23 protein-coding genes and 1 tRNA gene are annotated in these 19,296 nt (G+C 59.5%); 14 read left to right on the top strand and 10 right to left on the bottom strand.

Annotation, left to right across the window (positions count from 1 at the left end; all coding sequences use genetic code 11):
• On the top strand, positions 1 to 771 hold a 771-nt coding region (locus tag AAC014_RS11825), incomplete at its 5' end, for an SIMPL domain-containing protein (RefSeq protein ID WP_339708693.1).
• Positions 772 to 851: 80 nt separating this feature from the next.
• On the opposite strand, the gene AAC014_RS11820 is transcribed toward AAC014_RS11825, so the two are convergent.
• Positions 852 to 1,196 (bottom strand): ribose-phosphate pyrophosphokinase, encoded by a 345-nt coding sequence (locus AAC014_RS11820; protein ID WP_339708691.1) that lies wholly within the window; start codon positions 1,194 to 1,196, stop codon positions 852 to 854.
• Positions 1,197 to 1,271: 75 nt separating this feature from the next.
• Here AAC014_RS11820 and AAC014_RS11815 point away from each other — a divergent pair, with 75 nt between their 5' ends.
• Positions 1,272 to 1,493, top strand: a complete 222-nt coding sequence (locus tag AAC014_RS11815) for a hypothetical protein (protein WP_293778301.1) — start codon at positions 1,272 to 1,274, stop codon at positions 1,491 to 1,493.
• A gap of 9 nt (positions 1,494 to 1,502) precedes the next feature.
• Positions 1,503 to 5,072, top strand: coding sequence for a hydantoinase B/oxoprolinase family protein (locus tag AAC014_RS11810; protein WP_339708688.1), 3,570 nt, complete (start codon positions 1,503 to 1,505; stop codon positions 5,070 to 5,072).
• 28 nt (positions 5,073 to 5,100) lie between these two features.
• Here the strand turns inward: AAC014_RS11810 and AAC014_RS11805 are convergent, their stop codons facing one another.
• Positions 5,101 to 5,871 (bottom strand): helix-turn-helix transcriptional regulator, encoded by a 771-nt coding sequence (locus tag AAC014_RS11805; RefSeq protein ID WP_339708686.1) that lies wholly within the window; start codon positions 5,869 to 5,871, stop codon positions 5,101 to 5,103.
• Positions 5,872 to 6,101: 230 nt separating this feature from the next.
• On the opposite strand from AAC014_RS11805, the gene AAC014_RS11800 reads away from it, so the two are divergent.
• Positions 6,102 to 6,866, top strand: coding sequence for a DUF1134 domain-containing protein (locus tag AAC014_RS11800; protein WP_339708684.1), 765 nt, complete (start codon positions 6,102 to 6,104; stop codon positions 6,864 to 6,866).
• Positions 6,867 to 6,872: 6 nt separating this feature from the next.
• On the opposite strand, the gene AAC014_RS11795 is transcribed toward AAC014_RS11800, so the two are convergent.
• From AAC014_RS11795 to AAC014_RS11785, 3 genes are all read right to left on the bottom strand, one after another.
• The gene (locus AAC014_RS11795; protein ID WP_339708682.1) at positions 6,873 to 7,745 is read right to left on the bottom strand and encodes a hypothetical protein; all 873 of its coding nucleotides are present in this window, start codon (positions 7,743 to 7,745) and stop codon (positions 6,873 to 6,875) included.
• A 117-nt stretch (positions 7,746 to 7,862) separates the two neighbouring features.
• Positions 7,863 to 9,344, bottom strand: a complete 1,482-nt coding sequence (locus AAC014_RS11790; RefSeq protein WP_339708680.1) for a serine hydrolase domain-containing protein — start codon at positions 9,342 to 9,344, stop codon at positions 7,863 to 7,865.
• 282 nt (positions 9,345 to 9,626) lie between these two features.
• Complete coding sequence (locus AAC014_RS11785) at positions 9,627 to 10,193, bottom strand: PEP-CTERM sorting domain-containing protein (protein ID WP_339708678.1); 567 nt, start codon at positions 10,191 to 10,193, stop codon at positions 9,627 to 9,629.
• Between the two features lie 303 nt (positions 10,194 to 10,496).
• Here AAC014_RS11785 and AAC014_RS11780 point away from each other — a divergent pair, with 303 nt between their 5' ends.
• From AAC014_RS11780 to AAC014_RS11760, 5 genes are all read left to right on the top strand, one after another.
• A complete protein-coding gene (locus AAC014_RS11780; RefSeq protein ID WP_339708676.1) occupies positions 10,497 to 11,132 on the top strand; it encodes a major capsid protein in 636 nt (211 codons plus the stop codon).
• A gap of 169 nt (positions 11,133 to 11,301) precedes the next feature.
• Positions 11,302 to 11,823, top strand: a complete 522-nt coding sequence (locus AAC014_RS11775) for a DnaT-like ssDNA-binding protein (RefSeq protein ID WP_339708674.1) — start codon at positions 11,302 to 11,304, stop codon at positions 11,821 to 11,823.
• Positions 11,820 to 12,842, top strand: a complete 1,023-nt coding sequence (locus tag AAC014_RS11770) for a hypothetical protein (protein ID WP_339708672.1) — start codon at positions 11,820 to 11,822, stop codon at positions 12,840 to 12,842. The genes AAC014_RS11775 and AAC014_RS11770 overlap by 4 nt, the downstream gene beginning before the upstream one ends.
• Positions 12,839 to 13,210 (top strand): hypothetical protein, encoded by a 372-nt coding sequence (locus AAC014_RS11765; RefSeq protein WP_339708670.1) that lies wholly within the window; start codon positions 12,839 to 12,841, stop codon positions 13,208 to 13,210. The genes AAC014_RS11770 and AAC014_RS11765 overlap by 4 nt, the downstream gene beginning before the upstream one ends.
• Positions 13,200 to 13,577 (top strand): hypothetical protein, encoded by a 378-nt coding sequence (locus tag AAC014_RS11760; protein WP_339708668.1) that lies wholly within the window; start codon positions 13,200 to 13,202, stop codon positions 13,575 to 13,577. The genes AAC014_RS11765 and AAC014_RS11760 overlap by 11 nt, the downstream gene beginning before the upstream one ends.
• On the opposite strand, the gene AAC014_RS11755 is transcribed toward AAC014_RS11760, so the two are convergent.
• Positions 13,574 to 15,010, bottom strand: coding sequence for a hypothetical protein (locus AAC014_RS11755; RefSeq protein WP_339708666.1), 1,437 nt, complete (start codon positions 15,008 to 15,010; stop codon positions 13,574 to 13,576). The two genes, AAC014_RS11760 and AAC014_RS11755, sit on opposite strands and share 4 nt — an antisense overlap.
• 310 nt (positions 15,011 to 15,320) lie before the next feature.
• On the opposite strand from AAC014_RS11755, the gene AAC014_RS11750 reads away from it, so the two are divergent.
• The 3 genes from AAC014_RS11750 (at position 15,321) to AAC014_RS11740 (ending at position 16,900) form a co-directional block, all read left to right on the top strand.
• Positions 15,321 to 15,899 (top strand): recombinase family protein, encoded by a 579-nt coding sequence (locus AAC014_RS11750; protein WP_339708664.1) that lies wholly within the window; start codon positions 15,321 to 15,323, stop codon positions 15,897 to 15,899.
• 69 nt (positions 15,900 to 15,968) lie between these two features.
• Positions 15,969 to 16,145, top strand: a complete 177-nt coding sequence (locus AAC014_RS11745; protein ID WP_339708662.1) for a hypothetical protein — start codon at positions 15,969 to 15,971, stop codon at positions 16,143 to 16,145.
• A gap of 287 nt (positions 16,146 to 16,432) precedes the next feature.
• Positions 16,433 to 16,900 (top strand): GIY-YIG nuclease family protein, encoded by a 468-nt coding sequence (locus tag AAC014_RS11740; RefSeq protein ID WP_339708660.1) that lies wholly within the window; start codon positions 16,433 to 16,435, stop codon positions 16,898 to 16,900.
• A 5-nt stretch (positions 16,901 to 16,905) separates the two neighbouring features.
• On the opposite strand, the gene AAC014_RS11735 is transcribed toward AAC014_RS11740, so the two are convergent.
• On the bottom strand, positions 16,906 to 17,064 hold the full coding sequence (locus AAC014_RS11735; protein WP_339708717.1) for an excalibur calcium-binding domain-containing protein: 159 nt from the start codon (positions 17,062 to 17,064) through the stop codon (positions 16,906 to 16,908).
• A 337-nt stretch (positions 17,065 to 17,401) separates the two neighbouring features.
• On the opposite strand from AAC014_RS11735, the gene AAC014_RS11730 reads away from it, so the two are divergent.
• Complete coding sequence (locus tag AAC014_RS11730; protein ID WP_339708658.1) at positions 17,402 to 18,250, top strand: hypothetical protein; 849 nt, start codon at positions 17,402 to 17,404, stop codon at positions 18,248 to 18,250.
• Between the two features lie 55 nt (positions 18,251 to 18,305).
• Here AAC014_RS11730 and AAC014_RS11725 read toward each other — a convergent pair whose 3' ends face one another.
• Positions 18,306 to 18,437 carry a hypothetical protein gene (locus tag AAC014_RS11725; RefSeq protein ID WP_339708656.1) on the bottom strand — a complete coding sequence of 44 codons (132 nt, stop codon included), beginning with the start codon at positions 18,435 to 18,437 and terminating at the stop codon, positions 18,306 to 18,308.
• 138 nt (positions 18,438 to 18,575) lie between these two features.
• Here AAC014_RS11725 and AAC014_RS11720 point away from each other — a divergent pair, with 138 nt between their 5' ends.
• Positions 18,576 to 18,833, top strand: a complete 258-nt coding sequence (locus tag AAC014_RS11720) for a hypothetical protein (protein WP_339708654.1) — start codon at positions 18,576 to 18,578, stop codon at positions 18,831 to 18,833.
• A 5-nt stretch (positions 18,834 to 18,838) separates the two neighbouring features.
• Here the strand turns inward: AAC014_RS11720 and AAC014_RS11715 are convergent, their stop codons facing one another.
• Both AAC014_RS11715 and AAC014_RS11710 read right to left on the bottom strand, forming a co-directional pair.
• Positions 18,839 to 19,036: a hypothetical protein gene (locus AAC014_RS11715; RefSeq protein WP_339708652.1), complete on the bottom strand. Its 198-nt coding sequence runs from the start codon at positions 19,034 to 19,036 to the stop codon at positions 18,839 to 18,841.
• Between the two features lie 183 nt (positions 19,037 to 19,219).
• Positions 19,220 to 19,296, bottom strand: a tRNA-Pro gene (locus AAC014_RS11710).

Genomic DNA, 19,296 nt, shown 5'->3' with positions numbered 1-19,296 from the left:
CCTCAACCTCGCCGCCGTCCGCCTATGGCTGAAGTCTTTTGTCAACGCGGCCTAATCTCCTCGACGCCGCTCGCGGCACATGAGGAAAATTCCCCGTTGCTCGCACCCGGCGAAGTTCTGGCCCAAGTCTTGGGCTCGGGCTCTGTACGTAGCCAACCCGAAGTCGCACGCTTTCGTCTCGTCGTTTCGGCACGGGGCGATAACGCCGCTCAAGCCGTCGCCACCCGCGATGCTGCGGTCCAAAGTCTGTTAAGCAAGCTGCGTGCTATCGGCGTGCCAGACTCCGCGATCAGCATTCAGCCCGAAGACATGGTGCGGATGGGATTTATAAGCAGTCCACCCGACTCAGATCAGGATGCGTTTGACGGCTCCGGCGTAGCAGCGTTGCTCGGCGCAAGGTCCAGGGGAAAGGTCGCGACCGTCGGGGTGCAAATTGAGCTGACCAAAATGTCTCATCTAGCGACCGTGCGCAAAATCGTGTTCGAGCAGGACGAGGTGGACACCCAACGCCCAACTCTGTCCCTTCTAGACGACACCGACGCTCGGCGATCAGCCATCGCCCAAGCCGTCGAGAAAGCCAAACAGGAAGCTGATGCTTATGCAAGTGCGCTCGGCCTGCGTGTCGTGCGAATCACGCGCGTCTTTAATCCGGACACGACCCCAGACCCTCAACTTTGGCCACAGATGATCGCCCTTATGAACGGCGGCAACCAAAATGAGGTTGTTACCTTCGCGCGCGTAGGGCTGGACGTTGTGCTCGCCCCTCGTTGAGCAGGGTTCAGCATCATCAATCCAATATGCCGCGTACGCTCTCTCGTGGTGCGACCGGAAACATCAGACACAGGCCAACTTTACAGCTGCTTCGCCCAATAATCGAACACGCGCTTCTGCAGCTTCGCCACATGCCGCCGCGCGTCCGGGCCTTCCCACACGCCCGTGTACCCTTCGGCCCCGCCCGCCACCCACCAGCCCTGCCCCGGCAGTCTGTCCGACTGGCGCACGACGAGCACTGCCATCTCCGGCTCGCCGCGCCCGCGCGCGTGGGCGTCCACATCGCCGAGGATTACGCACAGCGCGCGCATCTTGGGCCGCGAGAAGCTGTAGCCGAACGCCGCCAGCGCCTCCGCATAGGTCACGCTCTCCCGCGCGCGGGCATGGGCAAGCAGAAGCTCGCGGAGGTCCATCGGGTCGATCATCTCGCCTCGCACCTTGCCAAGTCGCCACGACAACCTAAATTGGTGTTATAGTCAAACGACACACTGGAACCCGCAATGCTGAACCTCATCTCCATCCTGATCGGCCTTGTCGCGCTGATCGTCGGCATCGTCGGGCTGTTTCCCTTCATCGGCATCATCAACTGGCTTGCCTTGCCGATCGCAGCGCTCGGCGCGGGCATCGGCGTCCTGTCGGACAGCAACGGCGGCCGCAACCTCAACATCTTCGTGCTGATTCTTGCGGCGGTTCGTCTTTCGATCGGCGGCGGCATCCTGTAACCCGGTTGCATGACGCAGGGCTGGCAATTCTGGATCGATCGCGGCGGCACGTTCACGGATATCGTCGCGCGCGCGCCCGATGGCACGCTGAAAACCGCAAAGCTGCTCTCCGAAAACCCGGAGCAATACGCCGACGCCGCCATCGAAGGCATCTCTCGCCTGCTCGGCCATGCGCCCGATGCAAATGTCGCGTCGGTGAAGATGGGCACCACCGTCGCCACCAACGCACTCCTCGAACGCAAGGGCGAGCCGACGCTGCTCGCGATCACGCGCGGCTTCGCGGATGCGCTTGCCATCGGCTATCAGGCCCGCCCGAAGCTGTTCACCCGCGCCATCGCCAAACCATCGCCGCTCTATGCGGAGGTGCTGGAGGTGGGCGAGCGCGTGGGCGCGGACGGCGAGATTGTCGAGCCCCTCGACGAGACGCAAGCCGCCGCAGGCTTCGCCGCCGCCCGCGCACGCGGCCTCACCGCCGTCGCCATCGTCCTGATGCACGGCTACCGCTTCCCGGACCATGAACGGCGCCTGAAAAACCTCGCGGAAGCCGCTGGTTTCACGCAGATTTCCGTTAGCCACGAGATCGCGCCGCTCATCAAGCTCGTCGGACGCGGCGATACCACCGTCGCCGATGCCTACCTCTCCCCGGCCCTGCGCCGCTACGTGCGGCAGGTGACGAGCAAGCTCGACCCCGGCACGCGCTTGATGTTCATGCAGTCGAGCGGAGGCCTTGCAGGCGAAGGCGCCTTCAGCGGTGCGAACGCGATCCTCTCCGGCCCGGCGGGCGGTATCGTCGGCATGGCAAAGACGGCCGGGGCCGCAGGCATAAGCCGCGTCGTCGGCTTCGACATGGGCGGCACCTCGACCGATGTCTCGCTCTACACCGGAAGCTTCGAGCGGACGCACGAAACGGTCGTCGCAGGCACACGCATCCGCGCGCCGATGCTCGCCATCCACACGGTCGCGGCGGGCGGCGGCTCGATCTGCCGTTTCGATGGCGCGCGGCTGCGCGTCGGCCCGGAATCGGCGGGCGCGAACCCCGGCCCGATGAGCTACCGGCGCGGCGGGCCGCTCACCATCACCGATTGCAACATCTACCTCGGCCGTATCCAGCCCGCGCACTTCCCGGCGATCTTCGGCCCCGGCGGCGATCAGCCGCTCGACCGCGACGCCGTCGTCCGCCACGTGGACGCTCTCGCAGCCGAGGTCTCCGCCGCCACCGGACACCCCATCACCGGCGCGGCACTCGCGGAAGGCTTCATCGCCATCGCGGTGGACGACATGGCCAAGGCCGTGCGCCAGATTTCCATCCAGCGCGGCCACAACGTCACCACCTGCACACTCTCCAGCTTCGGCGGCGCGGGCGGCCAGCACGCCTGCAAGGTCGCCGACGCGCTCGGCATCGGCCAAGTCTACGTGCACCCGCTCGCCGGGCTGCTCTCGGCGCTCGGCATGGGCCTCGCCGATCTCACCGCCTTGCGCGAACGCACGCTCGGCGCACCGCTGGATGAGGGCGTCGCCTCTGCGGAAGCCCTTGCCGACACGCTCGAAGCCGATGCCCGTGCCGCGCTCGCCGCGCAGGCAAACGACCTCGCGGGCGTTTCCGTCGCCCGCCGCGCGGAGCTTCGCTACGCCGGGGCCGACAGCGGCCTCTCCCTCCCGCTCGCCCCGCCCGAAGACATGCGTGCCGCCTTCGAGGCCGAGCACCGCGCCCGGTTCGGCTACGTGATGCCCGGCGGCGCGCTGGTGATCGAGGCGGTGAGCGTGGAAGCGGTCGGCCATTGGCCCGCGCCGCCGATCCGCGTGGAAAGCGCGTCGCACGCACCCTCCGCCTGCACGATGATCGTGGACGGCGCCTCCGTCGAAGCCCCCGTCCTCGCGCGCGGCGCCCTCGTGCCCGGCGAGGCGATAAACGGTCCCGCCGTCATCCTCGAAGACGGCGCCACCACCGTCATCGATGCAGGCTGGCGCGGCGAGGTGTCCCCCGGCGCCGAGCTCATCCTCCGCCGCGTCGTCCCCCTCCCCGCGCAGCGCGCGCTCGGCACCGACGCCGATCCGGTGATGGTCGAAATCTTCAACAACCGCTTCATGGCCATCGCCGAGGAAATGGGCATCGCGCTCCAGACCACCGCGCATTCGGTGAACATCAAAGAGCGCCTCGATTTCTCCTGCGCGCTCTTCGACCTCGCAGGCGGCCTCATCGCCAACGCGCCGCACATGCCCGTGCATCTCGGCTCGATGGGCGACAGCGTGCGCGCCGTCATCCGCGCGCACGGCGGCCGGATGCGCCCCGGAGACGCCTTCGCGCTCAACAACCCGATGAACGGCGGGACGCATTTGCCCGACGTCACCGTGGTCGCGCCCGTGTTCGCCCGCGCGGACGGCGGCGACATATTGTTCTATACCGCCGCGCGCGGCCATCAGGCCGATATCGGCGGCCTCACCCCCGGTTCGATGCCGCCGGACTCAAAGACGCTGGAGGATGAAGGCGTCCTCTTCGACAGCGAACTTCTCGTCTCGGCCGGTGCGTTTTGCGAAACAGAGACGCAGAAAACGCTCGCATCCGGCCCCTATCCGGCGCGAAATCCGGCCCAGAACATCGCCGATCTGAAGGCGCAGGTCGCCGCCTGCACGCGCGGCGGTGATGCGCTGCGCGCCATGATCGCCGAATTCGGCCTCGATACGGTGGAGGCGTACACGCGCCACGTGCAGGACAATGCCGAGGCGGCCGTGCGCCAGGCCATCGGCGCGCTGACGAACGGCCACTTCCGCTACGAAATGGATAATGGCGCAGCGGTCGAGGTCCGCGTCACCATCGACCATGCGAGCCGCGCGGCCACGGTCGATTTCACCGGCACGAGCGCGCAGTTCCCCGACAATTTCAACGCGCCGCTGTCGGTCTGCCGCGCCGCCGTGCTCTACGTGTTCCGCACGCTGGTCGACGACGACATCCCGATGAACGAGGGTTGCCTGCGCCCGATCACGCTCATCGTGCCCGAAGGCTCCATGCTCAATCCCGGGGCAGGCGCAGCCGTCGTCGCGGGCAACGTGGAAACCAGCCAGGTGATCTGCGACGCACTCTACGGCGCGCTCGGTGTCATGGCCGCCGCGCAGGGCACGATGAACAACCTCACCTTCGGCAATGCCCGGCATCAGTATTACGAAACGATCGCGGGCGGCTCCGGCGCCGGGCCGGACTTCGACGGCGCCGACGCCGTGCAGACGCACATGACCAACAGCCGCCTCACCGATCCCGAAGTGCTCGAGCTTCGTTTCCCGGTCCGCGTCGAAAACTTCGCCGTCCGGCGCGATTCTGGCGGCGCAGGCCGGCACAAGGGTGGCGACGGCGTTATCCGCCGCCTCGCATTCCTAGAACCGATGACCGTCAGTCTCCTCGCCAACCGCCGCCGCGTCGCGCCCTTCGGCCTCTCCGGCGGCGCGGATGCGAAACCCGGCGCAGGCCGCGTCATCCGCAAAAACGGCACGAGCGAGCCCCTCGCCGCTACCGCGCGCGCAGAGGTTCAGTCAGGCGATGCGGTTGAAATCGAAACCCCCGGCGGTGGAGGCTTCGGGCGCGTGTAGCGCACTCCGCTTCGCGAAGTGGATCGTCCTAAGCCGCGAGGCCGAGATACCCCAGTTGCGCGGCCTTGAAGATCGTCTGGCTGCGGTTCACCGCGTCCAGCTTCTCGCCCGCGTTCTGGATGTGGAAGCGCACCGTGGCGTGGCTCCGCGCGAGGATCAGGCTGATCTCCTTGTCGGTCTTGCCGACGGCCGCCCAGCGCAGGCACTCGACCTCGCGCTTGGTCAGCTGGCAGTCCATCGGCAGCCACTTGCGTGTCCGCATCAGCTTCACATAGCCTGCAAGGAAGCGGTGGACCCACACGCCCCATTCGTCGGCAAAATTTTCGTAGACCTCCGACAGGTCGCTCAGATTCCGCGCCGATCCGATGACCGCGACACCGATCTGGCCGAAAGGCAGGTGTACCGGGATCACCACGGCGGCATGGCACATCGCGCGTTTGTCGAAGTTCGAAAGGTCGATACCGTCGAGGTACGGGTTCGGCTGCTGTGTGCGGAAGCCCTCCTCGTTCGCCCAGAACGGCTCGCTTTCATAGCGGCACGCTCGAAGCAGCGGAGAGCTGAGCGCGACGCGGTGCTCGCTCCATTGCCGTTCCTCATCGCTTACGAAGCCGAAGACTTCTGAAGAGAGCGTGTTCCCCTCATCGTCCACCATCGGCCGCTTCGAGCAGATATTGTCGGTGATCGCGACGCGGAAGCTCGGCGCGTTGCGCTCCACCATGTCGCGCAGCGCCTCCGCAGCCGGACGAATATTATCCATGGTGCGCACCGAAACGCGTGCAATATCATCCTGCAACGTCACGTTTCTCTCCCCAGTATGGCCGCTCGATGCCGAGTCGGACTCATTTGAGCCATATTTCAACATGCCACGCACCGGGTGACAAGAGCGTGACGCATACTAAGTATCTGTCGGTTCAAGCCGGGTTCAGCCGTGCGGCTTTCAAGTAACGCTGCGGCAGGCGCCATTGATTTCGGGGACTCCCCGTCGCATGGTCTCTCCGAAGCCGTCAATGAAGCGGGAGATTAAGGTTGATGTTTCGTATGGGCCGGACCGGTTTTGCGGTGTTTTCGATGATGATCCTGGCAGCGACTGCGCACGCGCAGGACGCCAATGCCGATCTGGCGCCGGTGCCCGGAAGCGAGGCCGCCTACGGAACGATGTCTGCCGAAGTGCCGCCGTCCACCGCGCCGGTCGCCGCCGCTCCAGCGACTCCCCCACCTCCGCCCCCGTCCGAGCCCTCCGCGCAAAGCGGCCTGCCCACAGCCCCCGCCTCCACTGCAGCACCCGGTGCGGTGGGTGACGGCGACCTGCAGCCCGTGTTCAGCCAGAGCGAGGTGCTCAGCGCCGCCGAGAACGTCTTCGGGCGCGGCGCGGAAGGCCTCGCCCGCATGATCGAGACGGTTTTCAAGGATCTCGGCCAGCCCAACGCTTATATCGCCGGGCGCGAAGGCGGCGGCGCCATCGGCGTCGGTGTGCGCTATGGCGAGGGTAAGCTCTACCACAAGGTGGAAGGCGAAATGCCGATCTACTGGCGCGGGCCGTCCATCGGCTTCGATGTCGGCGCCGACGGCAGCAAGACATTCATTCTCATTTATAAGCTCTACGATACCGAGGAGCTGTTCCGCGCCTACCCCGCCGCGGAAGGCAAAGCCTACATCATCGGTGGCCTTTCCGCCCAGTATGTGCAGCGCGGCGACGTGGTGATCGTGCCCATCAAGCTGGGCGTGGGCTGGCGACTTGGCGTTAACGCCGGTTATCTGCGCTTTTCGAAGAAGAAGAGCTTTCTGCCCTTCTAGGCTGGATCAGATCGCGCCGCTGTCGACGAGTGCGATGTAGCGGTCCATCGCCTCGGCCGCCTCGTCGGACAGGTCGATGAAGCTCCGGCGTCCGTCCTCGGGATCGCTGCGCCGCGCCAGCATCCCGGCGTCGGTCATACCCTTGATCCAGCGGAGCGCCGTCGTCGTCGGCACCTCGGCGGCGATGCAGAGGCTGGAGACGCTGACCTGCTTGCCTTCCAGCCGAGCGGCGGCAAGGTCGAGCATGATATCCCAGGCCGGATCGGCGAAGAGTTCGGCCGGAAAGAACTGCTTGCGCACCTGCCGCTTGCGGATGATCTCCCGGATACTCCGCGCGGTTTCCGCAGCGCTGCGGTCCGTCACAGCCGCGGGCAGCACGGGTCCATCCTTCATGCTCGCAAGGCGCGCGAGCTGATCGGCAATACGGCTGACCTCATCGCTCAGCATACCGATCTGGACAAAGGCGTCCGGCCCTCTGTCATGGACACCCGCCGCGTACCCCTGCCCGATGTCGATGCGTTGAAGAATGCTCAAGATGTCCTCGGCCTCCAGCGGCCATACGGCCAGTTCGACACCTTCAATATCCATAATGGATATCGCGTCGTCCAACGCATCGTCGTCCAGAATGACTATAACTGGTGCAGTTTTGGATAGAATTCCGATGTCCGCCAAAGGCTGCCCCGTCCCGGCGACAAGACCGGCTTTCCCCGAAACGATCAGCGGCAGCTTTGCCAGCGGCGCCCCGAACAGCGAGGCGGGGTCGATCCGCGCATAGCTGATGCCGACAGCGTCGAGATTGGAACGGAGCGCGGTTTCCGCGATCGATGGCAGCGCCAACTGGAAACGGGGTGGTCCCGCCGCGGCAAAGGTTTCGGCCATACGCTTCCCATAACAGCACACGAGGCGCAGCGCGCGCCCGTCATATTTCCGAACCTGACCAGTGCCGCTGATATCAGTCGGAAGTGCGCAAGGAAATCGTGAATTGACCGGGCAGGTTCAGGGCTGCTTCGTCAGCGCCAGCCAATGCGTAAGCGCATTGCGAACGCGGTCGTTGTCCCTATCCCCGATCGCAGTCGCGGCACCGCGGAGCATCGCACCGTCCAATTTCAGCGCGAGATGCACGAAGTAGCTGTAGCGCCGAACATCGGGGTTCGGGATACGCGCGTTGAGGTCACCGTCGAAAAAGCCCCTCTCGAACCGAGCCTTGGAAACGAGCGTCGGCAACTGGTTGCCGAACGTGGCACGGATCAGCCCGTCATTCTGAAAGACGAGCTCGACCGGCATCTCCGTCTCGGGTGTCGACAACGTGCCTTTCCATGTTCCCACGAGAGCGGGCGTGGGCGAAAATGGCCGTGTTTCCGGTTCTGTCGGCACCGGCGAAGGCTTCCAACCCGGCAGCATGGTTGCGGCGATCTTGTCGGCGATGATGCGCGGCGCCGCGCTGCTGGAATTGGTGAGAACCACTATGGCGACGTTGCGATCGGGAAAAAGCTGCATGATCGTGGCGACACCTGCCATGCCGCCCGAATGCGAGACGACACGGTAACCGTCTTTTGTCCGCACGTTAAAACCAATGCCGTAACCACTTCCCTCCTCACGATCGGCCTGCGGATCGATCGGGCGGTGCATTTCATCGATCATCGCGGCGCCAAGGATCTGCTTTTGCCCCGGCAAACGGTTCTTGAGGTGGAACCCAGCGAAACGAACAAGATCGTGCGCGCTCGAAAAGACTGCCGAGCCGCCGGGATGGTCAAACGTATAGAAGGGGATTGGCTGTCCGTTTTGGTCGTAGCGCGTCGCCGTATACGGTTCGAGACCCGGCCCTATATCCACCGTCGTGCGGGTCAATCCAAGCGGCAGGAAAACCTCCCGACGCATGAAATCCGCATAGCTGCTGCCCGAAACGCGGCTGATGATATGGTCGAGGATGCCGAAGCCGAGATTGGAATACTGGTATCGCTCACCCGGCGCGCTTACCAAATTGGCATAACGCTGAATGGTTTCTCCCATCGGCGGACGGGCAACCGGTTCATCCTCGTAAAAAAACTGATAGTATAGAGGCAGGCCCGCTGTATGCCCCGCGATGCGCCGCACAGTCGCATCTCTCGCGTCGCCGACCCGAGCCGTCAGCTTCGCATTGCCGAGATAATCGTCAGCGGGACGATCGAGATCGATTTTCCCGCCCTTAACAAGCGTCATCAGCCCGGTGGCCGTAATCGGCTTCGAAATCGATGCGAGCGAATACATGGTGTGCGCATCCGCAGCGATCTGCTTTTCGCGATCAGCCCAGCCGAAGCCCTCCTCCCAGATAATCTTGCCGTCCTGCATTACCGCAACGGTAATGGAAGGCACGCCGCTCTCCACAATCTGCTCGCGTATGGCCGTGCGAACCGGATCGAAACGATCAGCGAAGGCAGGGCTCGTCGCGCAAAGCAACGCCAGCACGCCTATCAAGCGGCCCATCCGTACGAACCTCATCGCGCCCTCCCTCTCCCAATCCGGCCACATTTTCAATAATTGAAAATTCTGAAGAGAAAAGAGAAAAAGTCGCCGGCATCGCCTTTGGCGGCGAGGTGGGAAGCCTGGCGCTTCCCGCACGACGTGGCCGGCAAGGCTCGACAACACGCGTGCGCCCTTGAAGCCCGTCACTAAAAACGAGAGTCCCATCCTTTGGACATGAATTGGCAGGCGCGCCTGGGCTGAAAAACGAAAAAGGCGCCCATCCCTGGACGCCTCCCGCTCGCTAAATCCTTTAAAGCGTCAGCGACTGCGAAGCCGGCGCCGGATCAGGCCAAGCCCAACAATTCCAAGACCGAGCAGCGCCAGCACTTCCGGCTCCGGGATGTTGACCGGCGGCTCTTCAATTTTCGGGTTGAAGCGCTTCACGATCGAGTAATGCGAAACACCATGTGAAGTGCTCTTACCCGGCAGGTCGAACGGCGGATCGGTAAACGGCGTCGTCCAATTGCCCGACGCGAATTCCTCGTTGAAGAGGAATGCAGTCAGATGCGTTCCGGCGCCGCTCTTGAACACGAGAATGTAATCGTAGGCTGCGAAATCGATACCGGCGACATTGAACGCCCCCGCTCCGCCGACCCCGGAATCAATCTGCCCCTGACTGTTGCCGACCCAATCGCTGTAGCCGAAGAAGCCGGACGTATTGATGTTGGCAAGGCTGGCAACAGTGCTTTGCGAGGTCGCGTTATCGTACTGGCAAGCTGCCGCGGCACTGTTGCTGCCATTGAACAGCTTGGCGGTGCCGTCCGCAACGAAGCTGGACGGACACGTGATGAGCGCCGCCTGAGCCGGCGCGCTGAACGCCGTCACGGCGCCGAACGCGACAACAGTCGATAAATAGGTTTTCATTCCCCATTTGGAGCACAACACCGCTTAAAAAAGCGTCAAGGACAACATCAAAGCCCCGCCCTGCCCTGCCTCTATCCTTTGTGGTCTTGGGAAATTCCAGGGGGGTGCCGGAACAAGAAAATCCGTTGGTCGGGGAGACAGGATGTGAATCCAACAAGCCCCTTGACACAGAAATCGCAACGAGTCGCGCTTTTTCAAAGGCTTATAGTGACACCTGCTACACGACTTGCTACAGAACTTGCTACAGAGCAAGAGGGCGTAGGCATGATTTCGCGGCACCTGTTTCAGCGTGGGAAAAGAGGAACATGGCACGTGCGAATTGCTGTCCCACGCCAGAGGCAGACCCTTGGAGGTCCACGCGAGCGCATCAAGTCACTTGGCACGACCGATCGCCAGCTTGCCGAGCGCCGCGCCCTCCCCATCATCGCGGCGTGGCGAGCAGAATGGGACGCAGGCGACCGAGTGGACGCACCGACGACCACCGCGATCACGAAGCACACGCCTACGCCTTCCATGCTCCTGATGAACAAGGGGCTTCGCCGCAAGGCTCGCCAGCTGGCGCGCAGCGTGAACGCACTCACGATCACCACCGATCAGCTGGGCCGCGAACTCGACGGCTATGCAGGCGTTCCCTTCGGCATCGTCGAAGAGGATGAGACCGGCGCGGAAATCCTCGCGTTCGACGAGACGCAGGGTTCGTCTAACGTCACCTCTTCGATCTACGCGGTGCGCTTCGGCGCGGACACATTCCACGGCATCCAGACCGCACCGATCAGCGTGCGGGATCTTGGCGAAGTCGATGATAAGCCCGCCCTTCGAACCCGCATCGAATGGTACAGCGGCATGGTCATCAAGCACCCCCGCGCAGCCGCACGCCTCAAGGGTGTTCGCGCCATCTAACCGATACTCGGTGCCCGCGTGCCACGTGGCGCGGGCACGAGGCATCGCCGGAGCGTTCCTCACTCCGGCGTGCGGGCAAGTCAGTAAGTGCCCGTGGGAAACATAACACTGACTGCCGGTGGTGGCCCTCCTAGCCGCGTGACCGGCCTTCATTCCCAAGGCTGGATCAATGTCAGACGAAACCGAAGACGATACCTACGAATACGAAGTCCTCGCCGCGATCGTCGGCGAAAACAGCTACATCAGCGTGGAGGATGCAGGCGAGCTTGCCGAGCAACGCCTTACGTCCGCCGCTTGGGCCGCCGCCGACGCCACCACGTGCGCGCGTGCGCTGATCCACGCGACCGCCCTACTCGACCGCATGAAGTGGCTAGGCCAGCCTGCCACCGAAGCACAGTCGCTGGCATGGCCACGCACCGGCGTCATCCCGAACGATCGCAGCCTGCGAACACTCAGCCTCTTTGCAACACCGACCACACCATCGGCGCTTGCCATCGCAACCGCCGAACTTGCCTTCCACATGCTCGCCAATCCCGAGCCCGCCGACCTCCGCGTGCAGATGCGCCAGATCGGCCCGGCGATGGAAATGTATTTCCCCGACACCCCCGACGAAATCCCCGTGCATGTCCGCCGCCTCATTGAGCCGTACCTCCGCACCCCAAGCGCCTACACGGCGGAGGTGCTGCTATGAGCGCCGATAACGAAATCGACCGCATCGCCGAAGTCGCCGAAAGCGACCTGCTAGCGGTCATCCTGCCGATCTATGAAAACGCCCTCGCGGCGATCGATGCCCAGACCATTGAAGCGGTCCTGAACAACTTCGAAGACGCCGAACACACGAGCGCGCAGCTTTCCGCCGCCCTTGGCTTCTATAACGAAGACTTCGAGCCGCTGCGCGAGCTCATCCTCGACGAAGACAGCCCCACAAGCCCAATCGGTGGCCTCGCCGAACTCTTCGCCGGTGTCGCCATCCTCGCGGCCGCAATGTTCGGCAGCGCCTTCCTCGACAATCACCCCCTGTTCCGCGCAGGCCGCGCCGAATATGCGCGTGATGCCATCCGCCGCCTGTATGCCGATGACTCCACGTTCATGCGCGATGCGATCGACCGCGCGGTCAACTCATCCGGCACCACCACCGCCATCGCACGCCAACTCCGGCGATCAGTCGGCCTCACCACCACGCAGGCCAAGCAACTCGATACAATGCGCCGCTTCCTGCATGACGAGATCGCGGCGGGCACCACGCGACTAAACGGCCAAGCACGCCTTGATGCCGTAAGCGCCCGCGTCCAGCGCCTACGCGGCCACGTCACAGCACCGCAGCGCCAAATGATATTTGCGGCCCTCACGAACCCCGGCAAGTTCACACCCGATCACGCCGACGCACTGCTAGACCGCCACGCGACCGCCCTACGCAAGCACCGCATGAAGGTTGCCGCCGCCATGCACACGCACACCGCAACCGAAGGCGGCAAACTGATCGGCTGGCAAATCGCCGAAGCCCTTGGCGCGGTCCCCGTAGGCACAAAGCGGTTCTGGCGCACCGCTGCCGACGAACGAGTCCGCCATGCCCACGCGCAGGTTCCCCGCATGAACGCATCCGGCGTTGCCCTGAACGAACCGTTCGACACACCCCTAGGCCTCGTGATGATCCCGCCGCTTGAAATCAATTGCCGTTGCCGCGTGTATGTCAGGAAGCCGCAGACATGAGCGCAAGCACCTCCCGCCGCCATATCACCACCGATGACGAACCGAACGCCGACGACCTTGCACCCGAACAGCGACTGTTCCGCGCGGTCATCTGCGAAGCCGTCCGCGATGCGATCGGCGTCCCTACCGAACGTCCAGAGGGCCGCGACCTTGCCAAGCAGCGTGCCCGCACATGGTTTGAACGCGGCGGCGCTGACTTCCGCACCGTATGCGAAGCCGCTGGCCTAAACCCCGATCACGTCCGCACCGAAATGCTCGCATTCTTCTCAGGACAGCGCCCCGTCACGCGCGACCTGTTCCCGAAAAGCAGCCTGTTCCGCAAGCACCGAAACCAGCACACAAGGAAGAAGCCCGCCAATGACGAATGAACACACACCGGCGTTCGAGCTCGTCGTCGCGGGCCGCAAGATCGATCAGCGCACCATGCCCGCGCGCAGGTTCAAGGTACTCGGCAGCGAACTCACAACGCAGCTAGGCCGCGAACCGACCGCCGCCGAACGCATCATGCTTATGAGCGCGGCGACCTTATCGATGCTGCTTGAGCAGGAAACTGCGGACCTGCTTGAAGGGAAAGCAGTGGACCACGAGAACCACCGCAAGAACGTCGCGGCTATGCGTCAGCTGCTTATTCAACTCGGCATGGCGAAGAAGAGCCGCGACATTACGAAGTCAGATGCAACCCCCGGCGATGCGTTCGGGGCTGCTATCATTGAGGCGAATACCAACGGAATTTAGAATGGCACGTCATCCTCATCATTGTCAGCGGGAGCGGGAGCGGGAGCGGCGCTTTCATTCACCGAAGAGCTCTCTAGTTTTCCTATCAAATCAACTGGAATAGTCACACCAGAACTTTTCAAGGACAATACTACATCCGCGTACCGATCTATCCTGTAATCATCTTCTCTTAACATGTCGAAAAAATCTGTTATATCATCGCCATCTATCCAAAGAATCTTTATTCCTTCAATAAAAAACTTCAATATTCTTGGAATTTTTGCCGCATCATAGATTTGATCGTTCTTCGATATTCTATTTAAAACATCCTGAACGTATCTGTCTCGACGAGAAATCATAAAAGGAATAATGAGTTTATCAAAATTATCTTCAGCACCTCTATATGAAGAAGATTCAGACATTACATCCAAGCATACAGGCCAAAATGCCTCATGTGCGCGCCGATTTAGTATACGATTTTTTACAAGATTTGAGCATCTTTTAAATTTATAGACGCCCTCTTTTTGAAACTCTTCTAACAATATACAGTCAAATACTTCGGTATTTTGACCATTTTCTTCATCGAAATTACGTATAAGCGTCACCATTCGTTCATGTGCGGCAGGTGACAATTTCGCTTGTATGTCTGGAAACTCACGGCACCATAAAAAAGCATTGGCCAAGAGTTTCGACGGCGCAGAGTCAATCAATTGACTTGCAAATTGCGAAAAATGCTCATTCCATAACGTTGGGGAATGATCTGCTACGGCCCTACAAATCGCCAATAGAGGCTGCGATGGCCAGCCTTCAGGTAGCTCCTTAAATACGGCCTTTAATACCACGTCTCCGAAATTCTTAATGGAACTCTCGCGCAGCTTGCTTAGATATCTAGAATTAACAAACCGAATAACGCCAGCGCGATCTTTCGGAAACAAATCTCCTTTAATATCCTCATTTAACCTTGATAATATTGCGTTACCCTGAGTTGGGAACTGACATAAAATAATTTTTATTGCTTCAACTATATACAATCTTACGAGCTCGGGTTTTGGAGAAAATAACGCCCCACCCTCCGTAAAGGTTGGATGGGCACAGTAATTTCTATCCTCTTTAAGTCTCGTTAAGTGAATTTCTTCAATTGCATTAATAAATTGAAATTTATCTCTAGCATATTTTATTAAATTTGATTCTATTTCTAATAGCTTTGTCTTATTATTATTTCTTACGTTATTATCAAAAGCGTATATAAATTCACGTGCCTGAGCATCGCCGTCCTCAGATAGCTCCCGTATTTTTTCAAGAATGTCATATGTGACAGCAACCCACGTCGCGACAATCGAAGCTTTTAGACTGCCAGCCCTATACGCCAGTATCGCCTCGTCTATATACTTTCGCGAATAGGGGTTGCGAACACTCAGACGAAGGACGTCGAGATCAACGAGCGCATGTTCCATGCCTGTTTAGTACAACGCATTACGTAATAGAAACAATCACGCGGCACAAAAAATAACCATGCCCGCACGTCCGCCGCGCTCGAAACCCGCAAGCCACCGAACACGCCACCGCCACACTCCGGCGTTCCGATCGCCACACCCTAGCCAAATCCCACAATATAGGACCATTTCGGTCCTATATAACCTCCCAAGCTGTATCGAAAACGGTCCTTATAGATACCCCTATAGATACTGTATCGAAATATAGCCCTTGCACCCTTTATATACACCCGATATAACGATACACACTTTCGATACAGGGGATTCGCAAATGGCCCGCACTTTCGCTTACTGCCGTGTCAGCACCGGCGATCAGACTACAGACAATCAGGTGCGGGAGATTGAGGCAGCTGGCTTCAAGGTCGAAGCCAAGCGCATCATTGCGGAAACCGTGTCAGGGTCCACCCCGGCGATGGAACGCAAGGGCTTCGCGAAGCTGATCGATCGCCTTGAAAGCGGTGACGTGCTGATCGTGACGAAGCTGGACCGCTTGGGGCGCAACGCAATGGACGTGCGGGCAACGGTCGAGACGCTGGCTAAGGAAGGCGTGCGCGTGCATTGTCTAGCCCTTGGCGGCGTGGACCTAACCAGCGCGGCGGGCAAGATGACAATGGGCGTTATCGCTGCCGTGGCGGAGTTCGAGCGCGACCTACTTATAGAGCGCACGCAAGCGGGCCTGAGCCGCGCCAAGGCCCAAGGCAAGGCACTCGGCAGGCCATCAGCCCTTACCGATGAACAGCAGCGTGCAGTGCTCGCCAAGCGCAATGAGGGCGTATCCTTGGGCACGCTGGCGAAAGAGTATGGTGTGTCACGCGCGGCGATCCAGCGCATCGAGCGCAGGGCCGCATAGGCACCACCCGGCAGGGGGACCCCCACCCCCTCCCCCAGGTGGTCAAGGTTATGAGCACAACAAACAAAAATGATTTTTCATTTTCGATTTGGAAAATTCATTCTGAAAATCATTTCGCGCAAAGCGCTGATGAACGATCAAGCAGCGTTAAGACGACACGCCGCGATGCATCTGGCGGGATTGTCGGATGCGGCGAGCGATCGTGCGCGCGGCGTGTTTTGGGAAGCCAAGGCAAAGCAACCGTGAAGTGCAATGCAAGCATTGACCTTCGATCTTTATCTATATCCATTGATGATCGACCAAGTGGGAGGCGAGTTATGACCCATATATAGAAGTCAAGAAGAAACGTACAAACGAATCACCTTGTATTCGCAACGAAATCGAGTCCGAACTTCATTCGGAAGTCAAGCGACCTCGTTTCGAAACGCAGGCGGACGCGGCCCCCACCCTCTCCGGATTTGGATTACGCTCTCATCGGGCCACTTGCTATTAAATCATTGCGATGACGTAATAGCGTTTTGGGGGAGAGAAACATGCTCATTCGAAACTATGGTTTGTTTTGGAGCCGCGACAAGGTGTGGTGGGGCACCGGCGGCAAAGGAAAAGCTGGTTCTTTGCTAGGCATAAAGAGTGGATCAAAGAAGACCCAACCTGTCGATTTCCGCGAGCAGCGCGGCGTTTACGTACTTTACGACTCCAATTTTCGCATCATGTACGTTGGTCAAGCGGGCGGGGCCGCAACACAATGTCTGTTTCAGCGTCTCAGAAACCACAAAAACGACCATTTAGCGGAGAGGTGGCAGCTCTTTAGCTGGTTCGGGACACGTGCCGTTCTGGGCGATGCACTCGACGAGCAAAACAATATTGCACCGAAGCTATCGGAAGCCCTTAACCACATTGAGGCGATATTGCTTGCCGCTGCGGAGCCACCGTTAAATCTTCAACGGGGACGGTTCGGCAAAGCGGTTCCACAGTATATTCAATGCCCTCCTCCAACGTGAGGCACCTACCGCCCCCGGTATGGCTCGCAAGCCACGCCGTCGCCGTCACGATCCAACGCTGGCCTATAACCCGGCTCACCTATGCGTAGCGGCGCAACGCCCGCCGCACGGGCATCGGCGCAATAACGATAGTACGCGCCGGGCTGCGGTGTGTTCGCACGCATGATGCCTTGCGAGACCGCCACGTCTTTCGCGACAGCACCAGCGAACGCCCCTGCCCTCGCAAGAGTGCCTGACTCATGCAGTCCTAGAGCCGAGCCCAACACCACACCCGCAAGCCCGGCACCACCAAGCACCTTGACGGCGAACAAGCCTGCACCTCGGCGTTTCTTCGACCGCGCGTACTCGCCCAGAACGATCGGCTTAGTGCGAAAGGGTTTCTTGAAGCCCATGCCGCGCTTGTATGGTGGCATGGGTAAAGCAAAGCTTGAAAAGCTACCTGTTGACCCAAGCAGCATTGCTCTGGAAAGTCACGCTGTAGATTTCAGATAGGATCACTCGTTGGCCACAAAACCATTCGCTTTCGTTCTGATGCCCTTTGAGGATCAATTTAACGACATATACCACTTAGGCATTAAAGCCGTTGCAACGGAATGCGAAGTAGTCGCAGAGCGCGTGGATGAACAGAGCTTTTCAGAAACAATACTTGAACGTATTTATAGGCAAATCGAAAGTGCAGATTTTATCATTGCGGATATGACGGGTAGAAATCCCAATGTATTCTATGAAGTAGGCTACGCTCACGCGCGAGGTAAGATTTGCACCCTCCTAACACAATCTGCTGACGACATTCCTTTTGATCTAAAACACCACCGACACATAGTTTACAATGGATCTATTCAATCTCTGAAAACAAAACTTAAATTTGAAATAGAATGGCTAAAAGAGGAACTAGAAAAGCAAAACACCAACCCGTTCACTATAGAATTAAACCGAGCACGCGGAGAGTTGATTAAAAAAGACTACTTGGCACATGCAGAAATAGAACTTATTTTTGACATTCATAACAAAACTAAGAAAAAATCCCCGGAAATTGAAGCGATATATTTACATACAAGCAAGGATTGGACATTCAAGCAATCCGCTGATGAATGCCCTTCAGCGCCTCGCGAAGGTGGCAGCGCCGGAATCAGGCATTTTATAAAATCTCCCGTTCCCCGTCTGGCTTCCGGCGCATGGGCACAAGTCAAATTAAAAGGTGAAAAGCTCGTGTGGACAAGATGGAGTGGCGAAGAAATAAAAGAAAAATATCCCATGTCCGGGTTTATATCTCTAGAGATTTACACTTCATCAGGCGTGTTTAGGGAACAAATGAATCTAAACCTCGAAATTGAAGAGGTACCGTTTTAGCTATTCTTAACTTAGAAAAATTTAATGGGTGGCTGTAACGCCACCCACGACCGATCTAATAATCATCTTTCCACCCCTCCGCCTCTAAGCGCGCATAGATCGCATCGGCTTCGTCGTGGTGGTCGGCCCATTCAAGCATCAAGGCGATGGTCGGCAGGGTGCGGTGCAACTCTTCGATAGTGGGCATGTGTCATATCTCCTACCGCGCGATTGCGGCGGGGACGACTCATAGAGCGATGGGTGCGGTGTGTGTCAAACACCATGCACCCTCTTTAATGTTGGGCGCGGCCACCTATGTAAGCGTCTAACAATAAAGGATATCTCCATGTCGATGGCAGTCATTCTGACGAATGAGCAACGTGAAATTGTGGAAAAATGCGGTAAGTTCGCACAGAAATTTACCGAGAATCCCGCCTTACTTGGCAGTGTGTCAGCAATCGATCACGCGCGCGCATTAATCGAAGAGGCATACGCCGCTAAAATTCCTGAGCAGGCAACAAGTGGGCTTCGTATTTACGTGGCTATGCACGAACAAAACCTCATGGCTCCCGAACATCTTCGGCAATTTAAACCGCTTCCCTGACATAATTACAATAACGCCAGCTGCCGCGCCCCCTCCGGCGTGAAGCAGGCACGCGCCATGCGTGCCGCCTCGACCGCGTTACGGTAGTGGACCGTTCGAAAGCGTTCCGCCTCATCGAAGCTCACCGGCGACCAATCATCGCCGGGATAGACGTTCTCAAAGATCGCGCGCGCAGCCGCACGCAAAGCGGTGTCGTGGTGCATCGTCGTACCTCAGCACTTAAAGAATCAATGCGAGGATAAATGTTCTTATTTTGTTCTTCAAGAACAGAGCGCACGATGCGGCGCGGCTCGCCTCAATTCCGTTCATATTTGCTACAGAGGCCGCTACAGAACTTGCTACAGAGCACTCTCTAAAAACCGCAGAAATCAGCCATTTTTAAGATGTGGTCGGGGAGACAGGATTCGAACCTGCGACCCTCTGCTCCCAAAGCAGATGCGCTACCAGGCTGCGCTACTCCCCG

Origin of the sequence: uncultured Sphingosinicella sp. (assembly GCF_963974575.1) — a bacterium.
GTDB lineage: Bacteria > Pseudomonadota > Alphaproteobacteria > Sphingomonadales > Sphingomonadaceae > Sphingosinicella.
The sequence above is the reverse complement of the archived record's forward strand: the minus strand, read 5'-3'. Positions and strand labels throughout refer to the sequence as shown.

Excerpts from the sequence above, each read along its gene's own strand:
- AAC014_RS11820 (WP_339708691.1), bottom strand. The coding sequence starts at position 1,196 with ATGATCGACCCGATGGACCTCCGCGAGCTTCTGCTTGCCCATGCCCGC.
- AAC014_RS11815 (WP_293778301.1), top strand. The coding sequence starts at position 1,272 with ATGCTGAACCTCATCTCCATCCTGATCGGCCTTGTCGCGCTGATCGTC.
- AAC014_RS11810 (WP_339708688.1), top strand. The coding sequence starts at position 1,503 with ATGACGCAGGGCTGGCAATTCTGGATCGATCGCGGCGGCACGTTCACG.
- AAC014_RS11800 (WP_339708684.1), top strand. The coding sequence starts at position 6,102 with ATGTTTCGTATGGGCCGGACCGGTTTTGCGGTGTTTTCGATGATGATC.
- AAC014_RS11795 (WP_339708682.1), bottom strand. The coding sequence starts at position 7,745 with ATGGCCGAAACCTTTGCCGCGGCGGGACCACCCCGTTTCCAGTTGGCG.
- AAC014_RS11790 (WP_339708680.1), bottom strand. The coding sequence starts at position 9,344 with ATGAGGTTCGTACGGATGGGCCGCTTGATAGGCGTGCTGGCGTTGCTT.
- AAC014_RS11780 (WP_339708676.1), top strand. The coding sequence starts at position 10,497 with ATGATTTCGCGGCACCTGTTTCAGCGTGGGAAAAGAGGAACATGGCAC.
- AAC014_RS11775 (WP_339708674.1), top strand. The coding sequence starts at position 11,302 with ATGTCAGACGAAACCGAAGACGATACCTACGAATACGAAGTCCTCGCC.
- AAC014_RS11770 (WP_339708672.1), top strand. The coding sequence starts at position 11,820 with ATGAGCGCCGATAACGAAATCGACCGCATCGCCGAAGTCGCCGAAAGC.
- AAC014_RS11765 (WP_339708670.1), top strand. The coding sequence starts at position 12,839 with ATGAGCGCAAGCACCTCCCGCCGCCATATCACCACCGATGACGAACCG.
- AAC014_RS11760 (WP_339708668.1), top strand. The coding sequence starts at position 13,200 with ATGACGAATGAACACACACCGGCGTTCGAGCTCGTCGTCGCGGGCCGC.
- AAC014_RS11755 (WP_339708666.1), bottom strand. The coding sequence starts at position 15,010 with ATGGAACATGCGCTCGTTGATCTCGACGTCCTTCGTCTGAGTGTTCGC.
- AAC014_RS11750 (WP_339708664.1), top strand. The coding sequence starts at position 15,321 with ATGGCCCGCACTTTCGCTTACTGCCGTGTCAGCACCGGCGATCAGACT.
- AAC014_RS11745 (WP_339708662.1), top strand. The coding sequence starts at position 15,969 with ATGATTTTTCATTTTCGATTTGGAAAATTCATTCTGAAAATCATTTCG.
- AAC014_RS11740 (WP_339708660.1), top strand. The coding sequence starts at position 16,433 with ATGCTCATTCGAAACTATGGTTTGTTTTGGAGCCGCGACAAGGTGTGG.
- AAC014_RS11735 (WP_339708717.1), bottom strand. The coding sequence starts at position 17,064 with ATGCGTGCGAACACACCGCAGCCCGGCGCGTACTATCGTTATTGCGCC.
- AAC014_RS11725 (WP_339708656.1), bottom strand. The coding sequence starts at position 18,437 with ATGCCCACTATCGAAGAGTTGCACCGCACCCTGCCGACCATCGCCTTG.
- AAC014_RS11720 (WP_339708654.1), top strand. The coding sequence starts at position 18,576 with ATGTCGATGGCAGTCATTCTGACGAATGAGCAACGTGAAATTGTGGAA.
- AAC014_RS11715 (WP_339708652.1), bottom strand. The coding sequence starts at position 19,036 with ATGCACCACGACACCGCTTTGCGTGCGGCTGCGCGCGCGATCTTTGAG.